Below are 15,692 nucleotides of genomic sequence, written 5' to 3' on the forward strand. Positions count from 1 at the left end.
ACCGGAGCGGCGTTTTTTTGTTACTTCTCCGGGATCAACCCGCGGGGGCTGAACCTGAGAACCAGGAGCAGTATTAGTCCCATGGTGAACAGCCGCATGTGTGAGGCGCTTGCCAGCAGATGCGCTTTCAGATCGCTGCCGTCGGCCATGCCCGCTGTCACAAGTTCCATCAAGAGGATGCCCATCGGCTCCACCTTGATCCAGAAGAACCAGATAAGCATGCCGCCCAGCACCGCGCCGAAGTTGTTGCCGGAGCCGCCGACGATCACCATCACCCAGATCAGGAAGGTGAAGCGCAGCGGGTTGTAAGTGCCCGGCGTCAGCTGGCTGTCGAGGGTGGTCATCATCGCGCCGGCAATGCCGCAGATGGCGGAGCCCAGCACAAAGATCTGCAAGTGGCGGCGGGTCACATCCTTGCCCATCGCCTCGGCCGCGGTTTCATTGTCGCGGATCGCACGCATCATCCGGCCCCAGGGGCTTTTCAGTGCCATCTGCGCCATCCACAGGAAGGCCAGTAGCACGGCGGTGAACAGCAGCGCATAGATGATTTTGACGTAGAGTGTGGAGGCCTCAATGCCGTCCAGGCCAAAAAATGCTGCCCGCTCCAGGAAGGCTGGATCCGCCTGCAGGTTGACTTCGTACTCCATCGGACGCGGAAGGCCGACCACGTTTTTCACGCCGCGCGACAGCCAGTCCTCGTTCTTGAGCACCGCCAGGATGATCTCAGCAATGCCCAAAGTGGCAATCGCCAGATAATCCGAACGCAGGCCCAGAGCGGTCTTGCCGATCAGCCAGGCAGCGCCTGCCGCAAGCAAGCCGCCTGCAGGCCAGGCCAGCAGCACCGGCAGGCCTAGGCCGCCGATGTTGCCCTGCAGCGCTGGATTGATAGCCTCAACCGAGCCCACTGCCGGATCAAAGATCGCACGGTAGACAAAGAAGCCAACGATCATGACCGCGGCCAGCACCAGCATGCGTGCCTTGCCCGGCGCCATGAACTTGGTGATCATCACGCCGGACACAACGGTCAACGCGCCCATCGCCAGCGCCATTACGATACTGACACCGCCAGAGGACCAGGCCTCGGGGATAACCGGGGTCGAGGTCAGCACCACGGCCAGCCCTCCCAGTGCGGTAAAGCCCATGATTCCGACGTTGAACAGACCGGCAAAGCCCCACTGGATGTTCACGCCGATGGCCATGATGGCCGAGATCAGCCCCATGTTCAGGATCACCAGCGCCGAGTTCCAGGAGCCGGAGAAGAACAGGAAGTCCGTTGCGCCTTCAGCCAGGATCAGCACCCCGACAACGGCGAAAAGAAGGGTATGTTTCATAGTTTCGGTCATACCGCTTTCCCTTTGAAAAGGCCGGTGGGCTTGAACAGGAGGACAACGATCAGGATCGCGAAGGAGACCGCGAACTTGTAGTCGGTGCTGAGGAGCTGAACCAGCCCGTCAGGCGCCAGGCTGTCCGGCAGCGAGTAGTTCAGGACCTTTTTCCAGGCATAGGTGATCGTCACCTCGGAAAAGGCGATGATGAATCCGCCGGCAATCGCCCCCAGCGGGTTGCCGAGGCCGCCGACGATGGCAGAGGCAAAAATCGGCAGCAGCAGCTGGAAATAGGTGAAGGGTTTGAACGACTTATCAAGGCCGTAAAGCACGCCGGCAATGGTCGCTAGTGCCGCCACGATCATCCAGGTGTACATCACCACGCGCTCCGGGTTGATGCCGGACAGCAGCGCCAGATCTTCGTTATCCGAATAGGCCCGCATGGATTTGCCGGTGCGGGTCTTGTTCAGGAACCAGAACAGCACCGCCACCACGATGATCGCGGTGATCACGGTGATGCCTTGGGTGGTCTTGATCGCCAGACCTTCATTGAGGCCGGTCATCTGCTTGAAGGTGCGGGCCTTGATGATAAAGCGTTCGCCATCGGCAAACCGTTGGTCGCCGGGGCCGATGATGAAGCGCACAAGGCCGTTCATCATGAACATCACCCCCAGCGAGACCATCACGAAGATCACCGGTTTTGCCTTCTGCTCCCGGTAAAATCGATAGACGGTGCGGTCAGTGAGCAGCGCCAGCAGGATGGTGCCGCCAATGCCAAAGGGCAGGGCGAGTAGGGCCGTCGGCAGCACGCCAAAGCTGATCCCCATCGACTGGAACAGCCAGGTGAACAGGATTGTCACCATCGCGCCAAAGGCCATGGTGTCGCCATGGGCAAAATTCGAGAACCGCAGGATCCCGTATATCAGCGTCACCCCCAGCGCGCCGAGCGCCAGCTGACTGCCATAGGCCAGTCCCGGAATAACAACAAAATTGGAAAGCGCCACAAGGGCGTTGAGAAGATCCATTAGTAAAGCCCCGTTCCCGATTGGCAATCCAATTGGATTTTGACCATATCGCTACGGTCTCCGTTATTTGAGTGATGCCAGGTTACGCGACCGTCCCGGCGGCCCTCTACTTTGTCTTTTGGCAGCAGAGAGGTGTCGGAAGTGAAAGCACTGCTCCAAGCAGAATAGCTTGTGCCTTTCGGAGCCCAAATGTGGGCAGCACAATATCCATCGACACAGTGGTGAAAGTACTGAATCCTGACCGTGTCACCGGCCTGAAGTTCAAGGACCCCATCTTCGTCCGTCGCAATCACCTGAGGCGTTGTGACTTCGCAGGCATACGTTGGATCCAATGCGGCCAAGCCGGTTTGCGCCGTGGCACAAATTGCGGCAGTCGCTAAAGCTGCTGAGCCGCAGGTTCGACTGAAATTTTCAACCATTCTGTTTCACCCTCCCAAGAACGACTTGCGTACTTCGGGATCGGCCAGAAGCTCTTTACCGGTGCCGGTATAGGCATTGCGCCCCTGCACCAGGACATAGCCTTTGTCCGCGATCTCAAGCGCTTGCTTGGCGTTTTGCTCCACCATCAGGATCGGCAGCCCGGTGCGGGCGACTTCGATGATCCGGTCGAACAACTCGTCCATCACAATAGGCGACACACCCGCGGTGGGTTCGTCCAGCATCAGCACCTTCGGCTTGGTCATCAGCGCGCGGCCCACGGCCACCTGCTGGCGCTGGCCGCCGGACAGTTCACCGGCCGGCTGGTTGCGCTTTTCCTTCAGGATCGGGAACAGGTGATAGACCTGCTCCATCGTGTCCCGGATATCGTCGGTGCGGATAAAGGCGCCCATCTCCAGGTTTTCCTCAACCGTCATCGAGGTGAAGATGTTGTGGGTCTGGGGCACAAACCCCATGCCCTTGATCACCCGGTCCTGCGGTGACAGCGCGGTGATATCCTCACCGCCCAGACGCACTGATCCGGACCGGACATTCAGCATCCCGAAGGTTGCCTTCATGGCGGTGGATTTGCCGGCCCCGTTCGGGCCTACGATTACGGCGATTTCGCCGGGGTTCACGGCGATAGTGCAGTCATGCAGAATATCCGGCCCCTTGCCGTATCCGCCTGTCATGCAGTCGCCAATCAAAAATGGTTCAGACATTCATATGCTCCGTTCCCCTTCGCAGGGGGGCAACGCGGCGCAAAGGCATTACGCCTCGGCCAGCTTGTCTTTGTTCTTCAGGCCGGTGCCCAGATAGGCTTCGATCACGTGCTCGTTCGCCTTGATCTCGTCCAGGGTGCCCTCAGCCAGCTTCTTGCCTTCGGCCATGCAGATCACCGGATCGCAGAGGCGGCCGATGAATTCCATGTCATGCTCAATCACGACAAAGGTATAGCCGCGCTCTTCATTGAGGCGCTTGATGGCATCGGCGATGGTGTAGAGCAGGGTGCGGTTCACACCGGCGCCGACCTCATCCAGGAAGACGATCTTGGCGTCCACCATCATGGTCCGGCCAAGCTCCAGCAGCTTTTTCTGGCCGCCCGATACTTGGCCCGCTTTCAGATCCGCGATGTGGCTGATGGTGAGGAACTCCAGCACCTCATCCGCCTTGGCGCGCAATGCGCGTTCCTCGTCGGCAATCCGCTTGCGGCCGAACCAGGTGTTCCACAGGGTCTCACCCGACTGGTTGCCCGGCACCATCATCAGGTTTTCCCGGCAGGTCATCGAGGAGAACTCATGCGCGATCTGGAAGGTGCGCAGCAGCCCTTTATGGAATAGCTCATGCGGGGGCAGGCCGGTGATATCCTCGCCATCCATGGTGACACGGCCGGAGGTCGGCGGCAGAACACCCGCGATTACATTGAACAAAGTGGTTTTGCCGGCGCCGTTCGGGCCGATCAAACCGGTTATGGAGCCCTTAGCGATTTCCAGCGAAGCGCCGTCCACCGCGTGGAACCCGCCGAAGTGCTTATGCAAGTCCTCGACGACGATCATGTCATTTCATCCCCTGCCGCGATTTTGCGGCGTTTTTAAACTTGGAACAGCCCGGGCGATGCCCGGGCTGCTCTTTTTCGTTGCTTTTCTGATGGTTATCAGCGGAAGCGCAGGGTTTCGTTCTTGCCGCCCTTCACTTCGATCTCACGGTAGGAGCCTGCGCTCTCACCGGGGCCGATCAGCTCAACGCCGGTTGCGCCCTGATAGTCGACCTCACCGCCGGCGGCGAGGATTTCCAGCGCCTTGCCCAGCTCACCCGGGTTAATCGGCTCGCCCGGCGCGTTTGCCACGTCCAGGATCTTGCCGACATAGTCCGCCGGGTTGGTAGAGTTGGCAGCCTGCATCGCCAGCATGAACAGCGCGGCTGCGTCATAGGATTCCGGCGCATAGGCAGAGGTACCGTCAAAGCCGCGCTCTTTTGCCATTTCGGCAAAGATTTCAGCGCCTTTGGAGTCGGAGCCTGCGATCTGGCCAAAGGAGCCATCCAGGTCCGGGCCAACGTTTGCCGGCAGGGTGTCGCCGATCATGCCGCCGGGCAGGCCGAAGGTGTCAAACGCACCGGAGTCCAGCGCGCCCTGGATGATGCCCAGGCCGCCCTGGTCAAGGTAGCCTGCAACCACCAGGATGTCGCCGCCGGCAGAGGCCAGCGCGCCAACTTCAGCCGAATAGTCGCCCTTGCCGTCTTCATGTGCGGTCACGATGGTGACTTCGCCGCCAACACCTTCAAATGAGGTCTTGATCGCGTCAGCCAGGCCCTTGCCGTAGTCGTTGTTGGTGTAAGTCAGCGCGATCGAGTTGATGCCGCGCTCTTTCAGGATCTCGGCCATCACCTGGCCTTCACGCGCGTCCGACGGCGAGGTGCGGAAGAACAGACCGTTGTCTTCCATGGTGCTGAGGCCCGGCGAGGTTGCCGACGGCGAGATCATTACCATGCCGTTCGGGATCGCCACGTTCTGCAGCATGGCGCCGGTCACGCCCGAGCAGTCGCCGCCGATAATGCCGTTGACGCCGTCCGCTATCAGTTTTTCAGCATTCGCAACGGCCAAACCGTTGTCGATGCAGCCGGTGTCGGCGCGCATGGGGGTCACGGTGGCGCTGTCCAGCAGCTTGCCCGACTTGGTGACCTCTTCCATGGCCAGCTCGGCGCCGTCTGCCATTGCAGGGGCCAGCGATTCAATCGGTCCGGTAAAGCCGAACTGCACGCCCAGTTTCACTTCCTTGGCGTGTCCGCCGGCATAGGCAGTGCCAGCCGTCAGCGCAGCGGCCGCGGTGGCCATCAGCAGTTTCTTCATTTGAAAACTCCCATTGTTGGAACAAAAATGTTCACATCGGACCCTAGGCAAGGCGGTTGAAAAAGAAAAGTCTTATCGAACCGGAACACTTTCCTTGGGCCGTTTGGTTGAAGCTGCATCCCATAGGATCCCCGATGCAGCGCGGGCGTGCCTGTACAAGGAAAACATCAGAAGGAAAAGACCCCGATGCTACGAAACTTTCTGCAGCTGACGCTTTCCGTAACGTTTCTGGCGGTTTTCTCTTCGGCCCAGGCGGAAAATCTGAAAAGCAGCCAGGGCAGCCTGTCCGTGACGCAGGTTGCGTCGGGCTTTGATGTGCCCTGGGCTTTTGATTTTCTGCCGGACGGCAGCTTGCTGGTCACCGAACGGGATGGACAGCTTTTTCATGTGAGTGAAGGCCGCAGACAGCGTGTTTCCGGCACCCCTGCCGTGGCTGCTGGAGGGCAGGGCGGCCTGCTTGATGTGATGGTGCCGCGGGATTTCAGCCAAAGCCGCGAGGTCTTCCTGACCTTTGCCAAGCGACAGGGGCGCGGCGCAGGAACAGCGCTGGCGATTGGGCGTCTTAGTTCGGATCATTCCAGGCTGACCGGTGTCAGGGTTCTGTTCGAAGCAGCACCCGGATCGCAGGGCGGTCGGCACTTCGGCTCCCGCGTGGTCGAGGCGCGCGACGGCACGCTGTTTCTCTCGCTGGGTGAGCGCGGCGACCGGCCCAGCGCCCAAAACCTGCGGCTGCATCAGGGCTCGGTCGTGCGGATCAACCGGGACGGCACGATCCCGCATGGCAACCCCTTTGCCGGACGGGCGGATGCCCAGCCGGAGATCTGGTCTTACGGGCATCGGAACCCGCAGGGCATGTCCTTGGACTTGAAGGGAAACCTCTGGGTGGCTGAACATGGCGCCAAGGGCGGGGACGAGGTGAACCGGGTGCGCAAAGGCGCCAACTATGGCTGGCCGGTGATCGCCTACGGGCGGCATTACTCCGGTCTGAAAATCGGCGAGGGAACAGCGAAAGCCGGCATGGAGCAGCCGGAATGGTACTGGGACCCCTCCATAGCTCCGTCCGGGATGATGATTTACTCCGGCCGAATGTGGTCCGAATGGCGCGGGAATGTTTTCGTGGGTTCGCTGAAGTTCGACTACATTGCCCGTCTTTCCGGCTCTCCCCTGAGGGAAACTGAACAATTGCGCAGTGAAGAAACAGGCCGCATCCGCGACGTGCAGGAGGCGCCGGATGGCAGTATTTGGTTCGCCTCGGAAGGTGAGGGAGGCATTTTCAGGATATCCAGATGAATGGCGCTAAGTGGATGGAAAGACCGCTTGCTCATCACAATAAGGATACTGGAATGAAAATCTTGCTTGCAGCAATCCTGGCCGCCGTCCTGCCAGGGGTGGCTTGGGCTCAGGACAGCATCTTCAAGTCATATGAAAGCTACGAGCGCTTTGTCGACACAGTAATCAAGACCCGTGACTTCAAACAGCTGATCAACCGGTTGGGCGGGCGCGATGAATACACCCCCGAGCAACTGCGCAGTGCTCAGGGGCGTTTGCTGTCGATCTATCCGCGGGACTTTACAAGCGGAGGGCTGGCGCTGCGGCAGGAGCTGATGAACGGATTCAGCAAGGAGGTCCGGATCTACTGGAACGACGCAATTCTTAGCTACTGCTACTACTATGCTTTCATCCACGACCATGGCGACGGCGTTGTGGTGCTGAAGTTTGACCTCAACACCAATTCGGACGTTATCTTCGGGAAGCTATGAACGCGGCCCGGCCCTGTTTCCTCAAGCTTTGTAGGTCGCCGCCTTGCTGCCGCGCTCGCGGTATGGGGTGGTATCGTAATGCGCCCGGTAGCATTTCGAGAAATGCGACGGCGAGGCAAAACCGCAGGCAAGTGCCACGTTGATCACGCTCATATCGGTCTGCATCAGCAGGTTGCGCGCTTTCTGCAGCCGAAGTTCCATGTAATAGCGTTTGGGCGAGCGGTTCAGATAGCGGCGGAACAGGCGCTCCAGCTGGCGGGTGGACATGCCGACATCCTGAGCCAGGATAGAGGGGCTGATCGGCTCCTCGATGTTGGCTTCCATCATCTGGATCACCATCGACAGCTTCGGATGCCGCACGCCGATGCGGGTCGGGATCGACAGGCGCTGGGTGTCCTGGTCGGTGCGGATTGAAGAATAGATCAGCTGATCCGCGACAGCATTGGCCAGTTCTTCGCCGTGATCGTTGGCAATCAGTTTGAGCATCAGGTCGATGGACGAGGTGCCGCCCGCGGTCGACAGCCGGTTGCCGTCGATCACGAACACCGATTTGGTCAGGTCGACCTCATCGAACTCCTCGGCGAAACTGTCGGCGTTTTCCCAGTGAATTGTGGCGCGCTTGCCGTCCAGAAGCCCGGCTTTGGCCAAGGCAAAAGAGGCGGTGCAAAGACCGCCCATGGTCAGCCCTTTGCGGGCCTCCCGGCGCAGCCAGGCCAGCAGCTTTTTGGTGGTGGCTTCCTGCACATCAATGCCGGAACAGACCATCACGACATCATCGCGGTGCAGTTCCATCAGATCGTCGTCCAGCTGAAAGGTCGTGCCTGCCGAGCAGGTCATGGTGTCGCCGCCTTCGCCGATCAGCGTCCAGGAATAGCTGTTCTCGCCGTTCATCCGGTTGGCAATCCGCAGGCATTCGACAGCCGACGCATAAGACAGCATCGTGAACTTTTCGAGCAGCACAAAGACAAACCGTTTGGGCTGGCCGGCTTCAACTCCAGAATCAGCAGGCTTGCGTGGCGTCTGCATGGCGAGCGTCCTTCAAGAAACAGGTCGGGCCGCGGAGGCATGCGCCGCGGCAGGTCGGGAAACCGTGCTCACAGCTTGCGGTCCGGGTCAAGTGGGCTCAATTCTAAACTGGCCTCTCCGGTGCGGATTTTGTATAGAGCACCCGTTATACCTTAAAGACCTCTTAAGCGGAGATAAAGTCATGAGCGAATGGCAAAAATCGGACTGGCGCAACAAGCCGCGGGTTCAGATGCCGGACTACACGGATGCGGCAGCCCTGAACGCTGTCGAGGCTCAGCTTTCCAACTTTCCGCCGCTGGTCTTTGCCGGCGAGGCACGGACGCTGAAACAGCACCTGGGTGCTGCAGGCCGCGGTGAAGCGTTCCTGCTGCAGGGCGGCGACTGCGCCGAAAGCTTTGATCAGTTCAGCGCCGACGGCATCCGCGACACCTTCAAGGTGATGCTGCAGATGGCAATGGTGCTGACCTATGGCGCCAAGGTGCCGGTGGTGAAAGTGGGCCGTATGGCCGGCCAGTTTGCCAAGCCGCGCAGCGCGCCGACCGAAACGGTGGATGGCGTCGAACTGCCCAGCTACCGCGGCGACATCATCAACGAACTGGCCTTTACGCCCGAGGCCCGCATTCCGAACCCGCAGAAGATGCTGCAGGCCTATACGCAGGCGGCGGCCACTGTGAACCTGCTGCGCGCCTTCTCGACCGGTGGCTTTGCAGACATGAGCCGGGTGCATTCCTGGACTCTCGGTTTCACCGACGAGCAGGACGTCCAGAAATACACCGATATCGCCGACCGCATCCAGGATTCAATCGACTTCATGGCGGCCGCCGGCATCACCGCGGACACCACCCATGAGTTTTCCACAGTGGAATTCTACACCAGCCACGAAGGCCTGCTGCTGGAGTACGAAGAAGCGCTGACCCGACTGGATTCGACGTCCGGCAAGTGGCTGGCCGGTTCCGGCCATATGATCTGGATCGGGGACCGCACCCGCCAGCCCGATGGCGCCCATGTGGAATTCTGCCGCGGAGTGCTGAACCCGATCGGCCTGAAATGCGGTCCGACCACCACAGCCGATGATCTCAAGGTGCTGATGTCGCGCCTGAATCCGGAGAACGAAGAGGGCAAGCTGACCCTGATCGCGCGCTTTGGCGCCGGCAAGGCGGTTGAACACCTGCCGCGCCTGGTTAAGGCCGTGAAGGAAGAGGGCGCCAACGTAACCTGGGTCTGCGATCCGATGCACGGCAACACCATCAAATCTTCGACCGGTTACAAGACCAGGCCCTTCGACAGCGTTCTGCGTGAGGTGCGTGATTTCTTCGGCGTGCATAAGGCCGAAGGCACCATCCCCGGCGGTGTGCATTTCGAGATGACCGGCCAGGACGTGACCGAATGCACCGGCGGCGTGCGCGCAGTGACCGAAGAGGATCTGAGCGACCGCTACCACACCGCCTGCGACCCGCGTCTGAACGCCAGCCAGTCGTTGGAACTGACCTTCCTGGTGGCAGAAGAACTCTCCGGCATGCGGAGCGCTCAAGGCAGCCGCCAGGCTGGCTGAACACTGCAAGGGCCGCGGAAGTGCGGCCCTACTCAACAGCCTTAAGAACAAAAAAGAACGCCCCGGGGTTCTCCTTCGGGGCGTAGTGCATTCAAGTGCTATGACCTTGAATGAGGAATTCCTGGCCGCGGCTCGGCTGTGCCGGCGTTCAGTCTTCCCGGCTGACCACCAGCCGCAGATGCGGTGCGCCTTTGCGGAGGCCTGTCTGGGGCGTCTTTGCTTCCGGTTGCGGCGCCGGCTTGCCTGACTTGGTGCGTTCCAGCAGTGCCTTGGCCTCCTCCAGGATTGAACGCTCCTGCTTGAACCGCGCTTGGGTTTCGGCAAAGCCGGGATTGGGCTGGTTCACATCGCTGCGCTCTTCCTTGCCGGTGCGCGGCTTGGCCTTGAACTCGGGCGAGCCGGAAGCCTTGGATACGGCCCGCATTTCAATCGAGGAAATCGAGAACCGCTGCGAGGTTGCGGCGGTGTCTTCCGCGCCATAGGCCACCAGCACTCCCAGGACCCGGCTGATGTCGCCAAGGTCGCTGCGCAGCGGCAGCAGAAGCATGCGGGCTTCGCGCGGCTTGCGCATCCGCGGGCCTTCGATCTGCAGTTCCAGCTCGACAATGGCGGGCGTGTCGAACATATGCTCCATTGCCGAGCTCAGCTGTTTGCGTGCATCGGCAGTGAAAAACGCGGTGATCGGCATGCCGCGCACTTCCATTCCGGCCATTTCGTTCAGCATCGAGCCGGCCAGGCGGAAGCGGGCAATGCCCGGCGCGATCCGCTCTAGGATGAAGGTGTGGCTCAGGATGTTCTCCAGTCCGCGCGGATCAATCTGCGAGCGGCTCGGCACATCGTCGCCCCGGCGCAGCGCTGTCCAATAGGCCTCGGCCTGGCGCAGCGGCGACAGCGAGCCGCCATTGCGGAAGTTGTTCATCGAAACCACGTTCTCGCGTCCTGAGGACATGCCATTCCCACTGCGGCTGCCAAAAATCATCTCATCATCCCCTAAAAACCTGGGCCCGGTCTGTCTTGCCAGCTTGCCGCTGTCTTAAGACTTAAGGCCGTTTTGGTTACCCTGAAGTTAAGATGCCACAATCTAATTCAAATTTGGACTACTTCTTTAAGCAATGGTTAACGCGGGTGGATAGGGGCATTTATGCGATTGCTCTTGCACCCTATACTTTTGAGACAGTAGAGCAGATCAATCATCAGCGATAAGAGGGCACTCCCATGACCATCCGCAGCATGACCGCCTTTGCCTCGGCGCAGGGAAGTTCCGGCCAGCACAGCTGGAGCTGGGAGATCCGCTCGGTCAACGCCAAGGGGCTGGATCTGCGGCTTCGGGTGCCGGACTGGCTGGAAGGCCTTGAAAACCATATCCGTTCTGTCCTGGGCAAGGCGCTGGCACGGGGCAATGTCTCGCTCACCCTGCGGATCTCGCGCACCGAGGACAGCGCCGGGCAGGTCCAAGTCAACGCAGCCGTTCTGCAGTCTGTGGTCAAGGCGCTGGCAGAGGCGCAGTCGGTCGCCAGACAGAACCGTGTTGACGTGCGTCCGGCCTCCGCGGCCGAACTTCTGTCATTCAAAGGCGTTCTGGAACAGTCGGCCGGAGACGATGATCCGGCGCCGCTGGTCAAAGCGCTTAGCAAGGAACTGGAAACCCTTGTTGGGGATTTCGTTAACATGCGTGAGGCTGAAGGTGCGGCGCTTGCCCAAATCCTTAACGATCAGCTCGAACAGGTCGCCGGCCTGACCATGCAGGCAGGCGAGCGCGCTGAGGAGCGGAAAGCGAAGATATCCGAGACGCTGAAAGCAAACCTGGCGCGGGTGATGGACAACGCTGATGGCGCCGATCCGGACCGGATCGCGCAGGAGCTTGCCCTGATCGCGGTCAAGGCCGATGTCACCGAAGAGCTTGACCGCCTCGGCGCCCATGTGACTGCCGCCCGCGATTTGTTAGGCAAGGGGGGCGCGGTGGGCCGCAAGCTCGACTTCCTGATGCAGGAGTTCAACCGCGAAGCCAACACGCTCTGCTCAAAGGCACAGCATGCCGACTTGACGGCAGTGGGGCTTGAGCTGAAAACCGTGATCGACCAGATGCGCGAGCAGGTTCAGAACATAGAATAAGAATAGGAGTGCCCAGATGGCGGACCGCCGCGGCCTTTTGATCATCCTTTCGTCGCCTTCAGGCGCCGGCAAATCCACCTTGGCCCGCCGCTTGATGGCCTGGGACCCAGGCCTCGCGTTCTCGGTCTCTGCCACGACCCGCGCCCCGCGCCCGGGCGAGGAGCACGGCCGCGAATACTACTTCATGGCCGAAGAAGAATTCAAACAGAAGGTCGCCGAGGGCGGCATGCTGGAACACGCGCACGTGTTCGGCAACTTCTACGGTTCGCCAGCAGGCCCGGTGAAGGACACAATCGAAGCCGGCCAGGACGTTCTGTTCGACGTCGACTGGCAGGGCGAGATCCAGATCCGCAATTCGGACCTTGGCAAACACGCCCTGTCGATTTTCATCCTGCCGCCCTCAATCACTGAGCTGCGCCGCCGCCTGGAGACCCGGGCCCAGGACAGTGACGAGGTGATCTCCAAGCGGATGATGAAGAGCTGGGACGAGATCAGCCACTGGGGCTACTACGATTACGTGCTGGTAAACGATGACCTGGACGAGACCGAAGCCAAGCTGAAAACCATTGTCGAGGCCGAACGCATGCGCCGGATCCAGCAGCCGAAACTGCAGGACCACGTGCGAGCCCTGCAAACCCAGTTCGAGGAACAGTCATGACCCTGTACGCTCTTGGCGATGCCCGGCCGCAAATCCACGAAGACACCTGGGTTGCCCCAGATGCCAATCTGGTCGGCAAGGTGGTGATGGAGGCAGGCTCTTCGGTCTGGTTCGGCGTCACCATCCGCGCCGACCACGAGGAAATCCGCATCTGCGAAGGCACCAATGTGCAGGAGAACGTGATCATGCACATTGATGCAGGCTATCCGCTGACCATCGGCAGGAACTGCACCATCGGCCATAAGGCGATGCTGCACGGCTGCACAATCGGCGAGAACTCTCTGGTCGGCATGGGCGCTACGATCCTGAACGGTGCCAAGATCGGCAAGAACTGCCTGATCGGGGCAGGGGCGTTGATTACTGAGAATAAGGAAATCCCTGACAACTCGCTGGTCATGGGCAGCCCCGGCAAGGTTGTGCGCGAAGTGGATGACGCGCTGGCGCAGAAGCTCACCCAAAGCGCGCTGTTATATCAGGACAACATGCGCCGCTTCCGGGCAGAATTGAAACCGTTGTAAGCGGCCGGTTTTCACGCTGCCTGAACGGCCCCTGCCATATGCCGGTTACACAAAAGCATTAGGCAGGCCGGATGACTGAAAGCGGAGGCCAAATGACAACGGAGCAGATAGACGGATTCCTGGCAGCCATCCCGCTGCCTGCAGTGCTGGTGGATCAGACTGAGCGGATCATTGCGGCCAATACCGAAGGGGCAACCCTGCTGGGCCAAGGGATCCTGGGCCGCCACTTTGCCACCATCCTGCGCCAGCCCAGTGTAGCCACGGCAATCGAGGCCTGCCTGCGCGACAAGACGCCCAAGACCGCCAAACACCTGTCCAACGATGGCGCTCAGGACACCACTTTTGCGGTGACCTTGCGCTATGTGCCCGGAATCGGGGCTGTCGGCGGCGGCGCGGTGCTGGCCTGTTTCGATGACATTACCGAACGCCAGCAGGCCGGCCAGATGCGCCGCGACTTTGTTGCCAATGTCAGCCACGAGCTGCGCACGCCATTGACCGCGCTGATCGGCTTCATCGAAACTCTGCGCGGCCCCGCCAGGGAAGACGCACAGGCCCGCGACCGTTTCCTGGGCATTATGGAAGGTGAAGCTAGCCGCATGAACCGTTTGGTCGGTGATCTTCTTTCGTTGAACCGGGTGGAGAGTGAGGAGCGGGTGCGCCCAAAGGAACAGGTGGATTTGAAGGGGCATCTTTCCTCGACACTGAAAACCCTGTCCCCGGTGGCCGAAGCCCGCGGGGTGGAGATGGAACTGGATGCGGCAGAAGAGACCGTGTCTATCACCGGTGACCCGGACCAGCTGCAGCAGGTCTTCACCAATCTGGTGGAAAACGCGGTGAAATATGGCGGCGACAAAGTGCAGGTGGTTCTGACCTATTCCGAGCGTGACCCCGCAGTACGGGCACCCGCTGCCCGTGTGCAGGTAATCGACAACGGTTCGGGAATCGATCCCGTCCACCTGCCGCGGCTGACAGAGCGCTTTTACCGCGCCGACAGCCACCGGTCGCGCGAGATGGGCGGCACCGGCTTGGGGCTTGCCATTGTAAAACACATTATTAATCGCCATCGCGGGCGGCTCCGTGTTGAAAGTGAGCTGGGGCAAGGGTCTGTTTTTACGGTAATTTTGCCGGTCTAGCCGGCCTGTGACAGCCAAAAAAACAAAGCCGCCGCGGGATCTTCCCAGGGCGGCTTTTTGCTTTCATGTCACTTTTTCCGCACCCAAATCCCAGTTTGTCATGAAGCTGTTACACTGCCGTCACAAAAGCCTCATCAGACGCTCTTACGAGAGGCCCCAAGATCATCGTGGGGGTGATCGAACATAGAAACTCAAGGAGACAAGAGATGTCCTTTGTGAAACTGACCGCATCCGCTCTGGCGATTTCCGCCGTATCTGCCACCGCAGCCGCTGCGCGTGACCAGGTTCAGGTTGCCGGTTCGTCCACCGTTCTGCCCTATGCCTCGATCGTGGCGGAAGCCTTTGGCGAGAACTTCGATTTCCCGACCCCGGTTGTGGAATCCGGCGGCTCTTCGGCTGGCCTCAAGCGCTTCTGCGAAGGCGTCGGCGAGAACACCATCGATGTGGCGAACGCCTCGCGCAAGATCAAGGACAAAGAACTCAAGGCCTGCGCCGAAAACGGCGTGACCGACATCATCGAAGTCCGCATCGGCTATGACGGCATCGTCTTTGCCTCCGACATCAACGCCAACGGCTTTGAGTACACCCCGACCGATTGGTTCCTGGCTCTGTCCGACAAGATCCTGGTCGACGGTCAGCTGGTCGACAACCCGAACCAGACCTGGGCCGATGTGAACGCCAACTTCCCGGCCGTCGACATTCAGGCGTTTGTTCCGGGCACCAAGCACGGCACCCGCGAAGTATTCGAAGACAAAGTGATCCTGGCCGGTTGTGAAGCCACTGGCGCGTTTGAGCACCTGCTGGCGCACGCCGAAGGCGACACCGACAAGGCCAAGCACAAAGCGGCTGAGAAAGCCTGTATCGCTTTGCGCACCGATGGCAAGTCGGTCGATATCGACGGCGACTACACCGAGACCCTGGCCCGCATCGAGAGCAACAAAGACGGCATCGGCGTCTTTGGCCTGGCTTTCTATGAGAACAACACCGACAAGCTGCAGGTCGCAACCATGTCCGGCATTGTTCCCTCGACCGAGTCGATCGCAACCGGCGAATACCCGGTGTCCCGCCCGCTGTTCTTCTACGTGAAGAAAGCCCACATCGGCGTGATCCCCGGCCTGAAAGAATACGCCGAGTTCTTCGTCGCTGACGAAGTTGCAGGCGAAGACGGCCCGCTGGCCGAGTACGGCCTGGTGTCCGATCCGGAGCTGGAAGGCACCCAGGAAGCCGTTGCCAACGAAGATGTCATGGGTGGCAATTCCTAACCGCCCCGCGATAGAATGAGTTGCGCCGGGGCGGATTTGTCTGCCCCGGCGCTGTT

16 protein-coding genes are annotated in these 15,692 nt (G+C 60.3%); 8 read left to right on the forward strand and 8 right to left on the reverse strand.

Annotated features, from left to right (window positions below; translation table 11 throughout):
- Nucleotides 1-20: 20 nt before the first annotated feature.
- The 6 genes from RA19_RS08545 to RA19_RS08565 form a co-directional block, all read right to left on the reverse strand.
- The gene (locus RA19_RS08545) at nt 21-1,343 is read right to left on the reverse strand and encodes a branched-chain amino acid ABC transporter permease (protein ID WP_039161536.1); all 1,323 of its coding nucleotides are present in this window, start codon (nt 1,341-1,343) and stop codon (nt 21-23) included.
- Nucleotides 1,340-2,350 carry a branched-chain amino acid ABC transporter permease gene (locus RA19_RS08550; protein ID WP_039161538.1) on the reverse strand — a complete coding sequence of 337 codons (1,011 nt, stop codon included), beginning with the start codon at nt 2,348-2,350 and terminating at the stop codon, nt 1,340-1,342. Before RA19_RS08550 ends, RA19_RS08545 begins: the two co-directional genes overlap by 4 nt.
- Nucleotides 2,350-2,769, reverse strand: coding sequence for a hypothetical protein (locus RA19_RS26515; RefSeq protein WP_152615713.1), 420 nt, complete (start codon nt 2,767-2,769; stop codon nt 2,350-2,352). The genes RA19_RS08550 and RA19_RS26515 overlap by 1 nt, the downstream gene beginning before the upstream one ends.
- A 6-nt stretch (nt 2,770-2,775) precedes the next feature.
- Nucleotides 2,776-3,489: an ABC transporter ATP-binding protein gene (locus RA19_RS08555; RefSeq protein ID WP_039123690.1), complete on the reverse strand. Its 714-nt coding sequence runs from the start codon at nt 3,487-3,489 to the stop codon at nt 2,776-2,778.
- 48 nt (nt 3,490-3,537) lie between these two features.
- Complete coding sequence (locus RA19_RS08560) at nt 3,538-4,323, reverse strand: ABC transporter ATP-binding protein (protein WP_039123691.1); 786 nt, start codon at nt 4,321-4,323, stop codon at nt 3,538-3,540.
- A gap of 98 nt (nt 4,324-4,421) precedes the next feature.
- Nucleotides 4,422-5,615 (reverse strand): ABC transporter substrate-binding protein, encoded by a 1,194-nt coding sequence (locus RA19_RS08565; protein WP_039161541.1) that lies wholly within the window; start codon nt 5,613-5,615, stop codon nt 4,422-4,424.
- A gap of 186 nt (nt 5,616-5,801) precedes the next feature.
- Here RA19_RS08565 and RA19_RS08570 point away from each other — a divergent pair, with 186 nt between their 5' ends.
- Nucleotides 5,802-6,905 (forward strand): PQQ-dependent sugar dehydrogenase, encoded by a 1,104-nt coding sequence (locus RA19_RS08570; RefSeq protein ID WP_039161542.1) that lies wholly within the window; start codon nt 5,802-5,804, stop codon nt 6,903-6,905.
- 53 nt (nt 6,906-6,958) lie between these two features.
- Entirely contained in the window at nt 6,959-7,375 is a 417-nt protein-coding gene (locus RA19_RS08575) for a hypothetical protein (protein ID WP_039161546.1), read from the forward strand.
- A gap of 21 nt (nt 7,376-7,396) precedes the next feature.
- Here RA19_RS08575 and RA19_RS08580 read toward each other — a convergent pair whose 3' ends face one another.
- Nucleotides 7,397-8,401, reverse strand: a complete 1,005-nt coding sequence (locus RA19_RS08580) for a GlxA family transcriptional regulator (RefSeq protein ID WP_039161549.1) — start codon at nt 8,399-8,401, stop codon at nt 7,397-7,399.
- Nucleotides 8,402-8,582: 181 nt separating this feature from the next.
- On the opposite strand from RA19_RS08580, the gene RA19_RS08585 reads away from it, so the two are divergent.
- Nucleotides 8,583-9,953, forward strand: coding sequence for a class II 3-deoxy-7-phosphoheptulonate synthase (locus RA19_RS08585; protein WP_039161551.1), 1,371 nt, complete (start codon nt 8,583-8,585; stop codon nt 9,951-9,953).
- Between the two features lie 148 nt (nt 9,954-10,101).
- Here the strand turns inward: RA19_RS08585 and RA19_RS08590 are convergent, their stop codons facing one another.
- Nucleotides 10,102-10,932, reverse strand: coding sequence for a PAS domain-containing protein (locus RA19_RS08590; RefSeq protein WP_039161553.1), 831 nt, complete (start codon nt 10,930-10,932; stop codon nt 10,102-10,104).
- Nucleotides 10,933-11,168: 236 nt separating this feature from the next.
- Here RA19_RS08590 and RA19_RS08595 point away from each other — a divergent pair, with 236 nt between their 5' ends.
- The 5 genes from RA19_RS08595 (at nt 11,169) to RA19_RS08615 (ending at nt 15,636) form a co-directional block, all read left to right on the forward strand.
- Nucleotides 11,169-12,065 (forward strand): YicC/YloC family endoribonuclease, encoded by an 897-nt coding sequence (locus RA19_RS08595; RefSeq protein ID WP_039161554.1) that lies wholly within the window; start codon nt 11,169-11,171, stop codon nt 12,063-12,065.
- A gap of 16 nt (nt 12,066-12,081) precedes the next feature.
- On the forward strand, nt 12,082-12,723 hold the full coding sequence (gmk, locus tag RA19_RS08600; protein ID WP_039161557.1) for a guanylate kinase: 642 nt from the start codon (nt 12,082-12,084) through the stop codon (nt 12,721-12,723).
- A complete protein-coding gene (locus RA19_RS08605) occupies nt 12,720-13,241 on the forward strand; it encodes a gamma carbonic anhydrase family protein (RefSeq protein WP_039161560.1) in 522 nt (173 codons plus the stop codon). Before gmk ends, RA19_RS08605 begins: the two co-directional genes overlap by 4 nt.
- Before the next feature lie 92 nt (nt 13,242-13,333).
- A complete protein-coding gene (locus tag RA19_RS08610; protein ID WP_039161562.1) occupies nt 13,334-14,374 on the forward strand; it encodes a sensor histidine kinase in 1,041 nt (346 codons plus the stop codon).
- A gap of 206 nt (nt 14,375-14,580) precedes the next feature.
- The gene (locus RA19_RS08615; RefSeq protein WP_039161564.1) at nt 14,581-15,636 is read left to right on the forward strand and encodes a substrate-binding domain-containing protein; all 1,056 of its coding nucleotides are present in this window, start codon (nt 14,581-14,583) and stop codon (nt 15,634-15,636) included.
- The last annotated feature ends 56 nt before the right edge of the window (nt 15,637-15,692 follow it).

The sequence above is a fragment of the Leisingera sp. ANG-M1 genome, from assembly GCF_000813745.1.
Taxonomy (GTDB): domain Bacteria; phylum Pseudomonadota; class Alphaproteobacteria; order Rhodobacterales; family Rhodobacteraceae; genus Leisingera.